General features: G+C 42.1%; 10 protein-coding genes. 6 read left to right on the forward strand and 4 right to left on the reverse strand.

What is annotated here, in order from left to right; genetic code table 11:
* Together H6G97_RS41735 and H6G97_RS53930 are read left to right on the forward strand one after the other, a co-directional pair.
* Positions 1–209, forward strand: a 209-nt coding sequence (locus H6G97_RS41735; protein ID WP_190946449.1) for a DUF1392 family protein, incomplete at its 5' end; no start/stop codon positions are given.
* A 184-nt stretch (positions 210–393) separates the two neighbouring features.
* Positions 394–582 carry a hypothetical protein gene (locus H6G97_RS53930; protein WP_242055945.1) on the forward strand — a complete coding sequence of 63 codons (189 nt, stop codon included), beginning with the start codon at positions 394–396 and terminating at the stop codon, positions 580–582.
* A 240-nt stretch (positions 583–822) separates the two neighbouring features.
* Here H6G97_RS53930 and H6G97_RS41745 read toward each other — a convergent pair whose 3' ends face one another.
* A complete protein-coding gene (locus tag H6G97_RS41745; protein WP_338421956.1) occupies positions 823–1,398 on the reverse strand; it encodes a TetR/AcrR family transcriptional regulator in 576 nt (191 codons plus the stop codon).
* Between the two features lie 261 nt (positions 1,399–1,659).
* Between H6G97_RS41745 and H6G97_RS41750 the strand changes: the two genes are divergently transcribed.
* The gene (locus tag H6G97_RS41750) at positions 1,660–2,262 is read left to right on the forward strand and encodes an FAD-dependent monooxygenase (RefSeq protein ID WP_242055946.1); all 603 of its coding nucleotides are present in this window, start codon (positions 1,660–1,662) and stop codon (positions 2,260–2,262) included.
* 115 nt (positions 2,263–2,377) lie between these two features.
* Here H6G97_RS41750 and H6G97_RS56295 read toward each other — a convergent pair whose 3' ends face one another.
* Together H6G97_RS56295 and H6G97_RS41760 are read right to left on the reverse strand one after the other, a co-directional pair.
* Positions 2,378–2,791: an IS4/IS5 family transposase gene (locus H6G97_RS56295; RefSeq protein WP_206759159.1), complete on the reverse strand. Its 414-nt coding sequence runs from the start codon at positions 2,789–2,791 to the stop codon at positions 2,378–2,380.
* A 59-nt stretch (positions 2,792–2,850) separates the two neighbouring features.
* Positions 2,851–3,180: a transposase gene (locus H6G97_RS41760; protein WP_338421957.1), complete on the reverse strand. Its 330-nt coding sequence runs from the start codon at positions 3,178–3,180 to the stop codon at positions 2,851–2,853.
* A gap of 741 nt (positions 3,181–3,921) precedes the next feature.
* On the opposite strand from H6G97_RS41760, the gene H6G97_RS41765 reads away from it, so the two are divergent.
* Both H6G97_RS41765 and H6G97_RS41770 read left to right on the forward strand, forming a co-directional pair.
* Positions 3,922–4,218 (forward strand): FAD-dependent oxidoreductase, encoded by a 297-nt coding sequence (locus H6G97_RS41765; protein WP_242055947.1) that lies wholly within the window; start codon positions 3,922–3,924, stop codon positions 4,216–4,218.
* Positions 4,219–4,460: 242 nt separating this feature from the next.
* Complete coding sequence (locus H6G97_RS41770) at positions 4,461–5,423, forward strand: acyl-CoA desaturase (RefSeq protein WP_190946450.1); 963 nt, start codon at positions 4,461–4,463, stop codon at positions 5,421–5,423.
* Positions 5,424–6,334: 911 nt separating this feature from the next.
* On the opposite strand, the gene H6G97_RS41775 is transcribed toward H6G97_RS41770, so the two are convergent.
* Complete coding sequence (locus H6G97_RS41775) at positions 6,335–6,844, reverse strand: GNAT family N-acetyltransferase (RefSeq protein WP_190946451.1); 510 nt, start codon at positions 6,842–6,844, stop codon at positions 6,335–6,337.
* 39 nt (positions 6,845–6,883) lie between these two features.
* Between H6G97_RS41775 and H6G97_RS41780 the strand changes: the two genes are divergently transcribed.
* Positions 6,884–7,084 (forward strand): DNA cytosine methyltransferase (locus H6G97_RS41780; RefSeq protein ID WP_199350039.1); only part of this gene is annotated, 201 nt, incomplete at its 3' end.

Raw genomic sequence — 7,084 nt, forward strand, 5'->3', positions numbered from 1 at the left:
TTGGACTGGGTGAATTAGTCGAGTTCCGATTTCATGGCGACGGGCCACCAGCAAGGATTGTCCAAGGCATCCAACTGATTTGCGATTCCTGGTTCTACTGCATCGAATGGATGTCCCCTGCTATACCGGAAAAAGGTGACGAGGTTTTTACCTCTAGAGATTCCATCGCGCGGGTGAGTGATTACGATTTGGAGCGGGTACGATTATGACAGTGTACATTTCATATTATCGTGGCTCTCATCCGAGGCGAAAGCATCTCAATCTCCCTGTATCCTCCCCAAAATTGGAAGGGTAAGCACCAGCCTCTGTTTGCTCCCACTCCTAAACTTCTGAAGTGGTGGAAAGCATCAGATCAGGATACCGAAGCTGAAAAAAGAGTACGAGCGTTGGTTTGTGCTGGTTCTTCAGGAGCGGCAGCAGTTGATTGAGCTTTGGGTACGGAAACAGCAGCAAGCCAGCGCAGATATTACCTTGTTGTGTTCCCTTAAAAACCAGGGATTTTTGCCACAAGTATACCGTCGGGCGGGAGGCGATCAGGCGATGGCTACCAGAATTGTGGGGTGGGGAAGTTCCAACAGCTAATCAAATGTCCACAATTGGCTCACAAAATTATTCTAGACTTACACAATTAAGTAGTGATATCGGTTAGACCGATACCTTAACTACTACTGATATACTCGTTAAAAATATTACACTCTTAGTGCTACTGAGTCAAACATATTACAACTCAACAGTAATAAAGGTGCAGTTGCACAAGAGCTGCCTCAACGATTTCTCCTTTTCTTAGTGCCATTCGGGACAGACCGTATTGTTCTGCCACTGTCAGGATTGTCGCACACCAGCCAAGATTAGCGCGATTGCTTCCTGGGCGTGCTGTTCCAGCATTGCCTTACTCAAAAGCCGCTTACCCTGGGGAAACTGTTGAATATTTCCCACACCAATGAAATAAAACAAACAAGTTCCCATAATATTAATTGCGGACTGAAACGGATCAAGTTGACGAAACACTCCGGTAGCCACACCTTGTTCTAAAATCTGGACTAAGGTTGTATTAATATTTACAGAAGTAGTGCGTTTGTAATACTTTCCTTGGTTTTGCACAGCTTCATAAAACATGATAGTCGGGAGTTTTGGATTACGCGATACACAATCGAGCAATGCTTTGAGGAATTTTTTTAATGCGATTTCAGGGGATAGATGCTTCAACTCTAATTTCTCAACCGTTTCTAAAAGATCGGCGTGCGATTGTTCTAATACTGCTTGATATAAACCTTCTTTATCTTTGAAGTAGTAATAAATCATCGATTTTGAAACGTCCGTTTTGGCTGCGATCGCTTCCGTTCTTGTACCCGTAAAGCCATGTTGGGCAAACTCTTCTTCCGCTACTGCCAAAATCACAGATTGAGTCGTCTGTGCATCTCGAACTGGCTTGGCATTCTTTACTTTTTCAGCTTTTGTATACCCAATGAAAAATTTATTCTAGGAGAAACCTTTGAGCGATTTGAGCGCCATAATAATTAGGTTCATGCCTATTTTGCTTCAGGTTTGAGCGTTGAAGGGGAGGCGCTGATTGGTGCAGATGGGCTGTGATCGCGTGTACGAGCGATCATTTTAGGGGATGAACCACCTATTTATCGCAACTTCAAGACTTGGCGAGGTTTGACTGATTATGTTCCCAATAGATACTGTCCTAGCTATATTCAGGAATTTTTAGGTTGTGGTAAAGGATTTGGCTTCATGATGCTGGGCAAAGGAAAAATGTATTGGTATGCCGCAGCCATTGCACCAGTTGCACAACCGGATGCCGTAGAGGGGCGTAAGAAAGAGCTTGAGAGAATGTATCAAGACTGGTTTCCAGCCATTCCTGAGTTGATTGCGGCCACTGACGAAGCCAATATTTTGACGACCCATCTCTACGATCGCCCCCCGACTCAACCTTGGAGTCAGCAGAATGTTACGCTACTGGGTGACGCTGCCCATCCGATGCTGCCAACGATGGGACAGGGAGCCTGCACTGCTCTGGAGGATGCGTCTGTCGTTGCAAAATGCTTGAAACAACAACCTGATCCGATTACTGCCTTTCAACGTTATGAATCGCTACGATTCCCCCGTATCAAGGCGATTGTCGAACAATCCTTGCAATCTGGCAAGATGGGCGAATTGAATAACCCTTTGGCGGTGGGACTTCGCAACACCTTTATCAAGGCGATGGGTTCAGCCATTAGCAATAGTTTCAAGTCGCTCCATGCTTACCGAGCCTAGCTACCCTCTGTGTGACTAGCAATAGAACCGAAATGTAGATTCCTCCACCTTCCAGAGCATACTGAATGGCTTTACGCAATACCGTCATCAACTCAGCACGGGTTACTATTTGAATCTATCCCACTAATAAAATCCGGTTAATCCAAATATGAATTGTGGCTAGAGAAAGAAAAGCGTTGAAGCAGTCCGAAATTCGCTCCCATTGCACAACCAAACATCGATATTTTTTTTGATACCAAGCGAAACAACACTCCTGTTGAAAAGGCGGAACTGAAATTTTAATTGGTCTGCCTCGATTCTTCTTGATCTTCCAAATACGCTTGGGTAATTGCGGTCTGATACCGCGTTTACGCAAGGCTGCACGTTTATCCTTGGAATCGTAACCTTTATCAGCAGCCAGTACTTTGACTCGTTTACGAGGTCTACCGGGTCTATTGGTTTTGACTTTGACGCTATCTAATAGAGGTATAACTTGATCTCTTTCGCTACCGAAAGCTTTTGGTTGTGCGATTAGCCAAGGGTAAACCATTATCATCAGTCAATGTGTGTATTAAAATTCCTTTACCTTTATGACCGTACTTGACACCTTCACCGCCACCCTTCCCAGGGGGAAAAAGACCCATCAACTGCTCCGTAGTTCCAGTTGATTAACCCTCTTTCTTCTGCAATGCCTAATATACATGCTTGTAAATTATCTAATGTTCCATCTGCTTGCCAACGTTGTAGCCATCTGTGCGCTGAACTTTTTGATGCCCATATTTCTCCCTTTGGAACATCACACCAACGACATCCTGTTATCAATATATACAGCAACGTATTAATCACATGACGAAATGGAGCGTGTGGCATTCCGCGATCACGTTTTTCTGGTTCCTTGGGGAATATATCTTCAAATAGTCTCCATCTAGATCGCTTAATCCTTCAAATCGCCCAGCCATACCCTGATACAACTTACCGTCATCAACAGTAGATTGTCATATTTCTGGTATTAGTGGGATAGGTTCTTAGGCAGGGATGAGGGCAGGGGCGGCAATAGGGGAAGCTTGAGCTTTTTGTGATCGCAGATGTGGGGCGTACACCAAAGGGGTTGCCGTAGGCATCAAAACGAGAGTGCAAATCTACAACTCCTTCCTTGACAAGCTTTAAGCAAGTATTAATAATTACTCAATTATATCTTCGCCGATTCCTAGTGCCTTATAGCTCTGTGTTAAATGCTGCCAAAGTGACTCAATTTGCTCATAGGACTCTCCGACACAGAAAGTTTTCCCCCAGTCTGTAGATTACAGATGTAACTTTAAAATTAAAATCAATTTTCTACTTGAATATCATTCCCACAAATAAAATATCATCTTTATTGAGTATTTATGAAATTCAACATGTTCACTCTAAAAATTATAACAATGCTGCTCTATGCCTTAAGGTTAATATATATTTTCTAATTTATCAAGAAAACTTATCCGTAAGATACTTTTGTTTTCTATTTAAAACGTCTATTTTAAAGATAAACATGAAAAATATTTGTATAAATCGTAATTGAGGAAAATTGTGGTTCATTCCTTAAAAGTTAAGTACAAGTAAAACTAACTCTTTAAATCTTGTTTTGAAGACTAATTCTGTTATCAATGTATTGCATCTCTCGAACACTATCAAGGGAAAAATATGCCTAATTTATCAGAAAAGCACATTTCTTACTGGATTGACTCGACACCCACAGCTAATTTTCCACCACTTAGCAATAATCTATCTGTAGATGTTGCAATTGTCGGCGCAGGTATTGCGGGAATCACTCCTGCAAGACTACTTAAACGTGCAGGTAAAACCGTTGCGGTAATTGAATCGCAACAAATATCTACTGGGGTTAGCGGTCATACTACAGCCAAAGTTACCTCGCTTCACCAATCGGCTTGGTACATTCAACCGGATACGGGCATCGTAATCATTCGCAAAAATCCGTAGATTGGCAGTTCACAACAGCGGATGCCCGTATCCGTCTCAAGCATCTTTATCCACAAATAGAAAATTAACAGACCACTAGCTTGTAGTTCGGGTTTTTTCTTTTCTGCTTTCACTTGAAATACTTATCAACATAGTCCACTTCAAGGCTACTTCCCTAACTCGAGTAATGAAGCCAGATCCTAATCCCCTTGTGAATAATGACAACTACGTTTGTTTAGAAGTAAGTAGCTTACCAGATACATATGCAACCAAATACCACAAAAGAACTTGAGTTTTCTACAGCTTTAACTCCTAGAAGCCGAATAACCTTGGCGAATAAAGAGTTACAGAATCAACAAAGGTATATAGCTAGGACTACTGTATTAATCCCTTTTCTTGGCTCAGTTCTCGCCATTGGATTATTGCCGCTATTAGGGATTGGTTTGATCGAATTATCGTTGTTGGTTAGTATGTACATTTTAACGGGGCTTGGAATTACTGTAGGCTTTCATCGATACTTTGCACACAGAGCTTTCAAGTCAAACAAAGTGATAGAGATCACTCTAGCCATTCTTGGCTCTATGGCTGCTCAAGGACCTGTAATTTTTTGGGTAGCTACTCATAGATGCCATCATCAGTACAGCGATCAGCCCAACGATCCTCATTCACCTCGTCTTCATGGAAACGGAATTTATAATCAATTACGCGGACTATGCTATGCCCATATTGGCTGGCTGTTTGAGAGCTTGATTGTGAACCCATTAATTTTTGCCAAAGACTTGGTTCACAACCCTACCATTGTCAAAATTAATCAGCTTTACCTAATTTGGATAATACTAGGTCTTGCTATTCCTACGGCTATAGAAGGGATTCTTACAGGAAGTAGTATTGGAGCATTCCAAGGGTTTATGTGGGGAGGAATTGTCCGAATCTTCTTATCTCACCACACGACTTGGTGCATCAATTCCATTACCCACGTCTTTGGTCGCTACCGTTTTGAAAACGCTGATCAAAGCGGAAATATTATTTGGCTTGCCATTGTAACTCTTGGAGAAGGGTGGCATAACAACCATCATGCTTTCCCCAACTCGGCAAAGTTTGGTATGAAATGGTGGCAATTTGATTTAGGTTACTGGGTTATCCGGTCTCTTGAAGTAACAGGTATGGCTTGGGATGTTAAAAGTCCAACACCAGGCATGATACAGGCTAAACAGATTACTTCATAAGGCAATACTGTTAAGTTAAGGCTATGCAGTGTTAAGAATAATGAAAATAGGGGGACGATTTCGTGTGCCAGTACCTCGGTGTTTTAATCTTTTTGAGCGAAACTTAGATACAGGTTTTTTGACAACTCTGGGGTTGGTACGATGAACTCGTTCTGCTAGCAATGTATCTAGAATTTCTAAATTCAACCAATGTAAAAAAAAGGGAGTGCTTGGTGTGCTTTTACCCATAAATTGACCAAAAATGAATCATAACTTCACCAAAATGTGACTTAAAGGAAAAGATTGCCGTTTTTTAAAGTAAAAGCTTGCCGAATTGAGAGCCTGACTAGCTTTACGGTAAATCTACACTCTCCAAAAACGCGAAAAATGCACCAAAACCTTACGCAGTATAGGATGAACGTCGATTTGGTCACGAACCAAAAATGGCGATCGCTAGTCATGCTAGTCATCAAACTCTTGTACAGAGGGCATTTTTCTCTATCTATTGTTTGGACTCGCAGTAGGCTTTGACTTAAATTCTTTGCACTGGTGGCAACTAAATCATTTAACTGTAGTCCAACAACCACTCGGCACAAATCGTAATAATAAGGCTTTCAGGCTTTGATGCGGCAAGCTTATCCTTATAATTTTCGGCAATCTTTTCCTTTAAGTCACAGATTGTGAACTATATCATGTCCTAAAAATAGCCCAAGAATCGAATCTTATTCAGACTGCTGAAGCGTTAGAGAATCAACTATCCCAACTGCAACAAGAATTGGGAGATAATTCAGACACACAATTACAATCATTGATGAGCTTGTGAAATGCTTACAATGGTAACTGAGATTCGCGGCATAACGGCTGCGGTCAGAGGTTGCTAAAAACTCGAACTCAGCACGAGCGGCTTTCTTCAATCCGCTACACTGCAATTGTTAGACATCAGAAATGAACAAACTAACACTTTTACTATTATCAGATAGTTTAATCATTCGCTCAAAGCTTAGTCCTAGTTTTTTGAGCAGCTTTGCTGAACCATAATTGTCCGGTGTAGTGATAGCGACAATACGAGTTAAACTGAAGGTTCTTCTCCCATACATCATGACAGCAGAAGCAGATTCATAGGCGTATCCTTTTCCCCGGAACTTAGGAAGAAAGACAAACCCAATATCCACATCCTCCAAGGAATCTCTTTTTATCAAACCGCAAATTCCAATCGAGACGCTCTTCCCCTTTAGCTCAACCAAATACAGCCCGAAGCCGAGACGCTCATACATAGCAACCGGATTCTTCAAAATATATTCACGAGCATCATCAAGAGTTCTCACACCTTTATCACCAATAAAGCGCAACCACAAAGGGTCATTCAATATCTCAAGAATGAACTCGCTATCTTCAACACTCAGCCGACGAAGAACTAAACGCTCTGTTTCAAGAACTCTCATAAAGGACTCAACGACCCCAGGTCTGGAGTGTGGCGCGAAATGTTCCGCATGATCCACCAGTGTAGACCAGCAATCGCTCTCATCGAAAACCCCACAGGGCTGCTCTCTAGAGGAATAGCAACAGTCCTCGAAGACCTTTCCAAAATCCGGTACGTATGTGAATGGTCAACTATACCCGCGTACTGCCTCGGCTTGCCGCATGAAAGAGAAAGAGTCTTTATCATTGCCTACGCCGATGGC

The organism is Nostoc flagelliforme FACHB-838 (assembly GCF_014698065.1).
Lineage (GTDB): Bacteria > Cyanobacteriota > Cyanobacteriia > Cyanobacteriales > Nostocaceae > Nostoc > Nostoc flagelliforme_B.

What these genes read in the sequence shown, in the direction of transcription:
- H6G97_RS56295 (WP_206759159.1), bottom strand. Translation starts at nt 2,791, where the DNA reads ATGGTTTACCCTTGGCTAATCGCACAACCAAAAGCTTTCGGTAGCGAA.
- H6G97_RS41765 (WP_242055947.1), top strand. Translation starts at nt 3,922, where the DNA reads ATGCCTAATTTATCAGAAAAGCACATTTCTTACTGGATTGACTCGACA.
- H6G97_RS41770 (WP_190946450.1), top strand. Translation starts at nt 4,461, where the DNA reads ATGCAACCAAATACCACAAAAGAACTTGAGTTTTCTACAGCTTTAACT.
- H6G97_RS41775 (WP_190946451.1), bottom strand. Translation starts at nt 6,844, where the DNA reads ATGAGAGTTCTTGAAACAGAGCGTTTAGTTCTTCGTCGGCTGAGTGTT.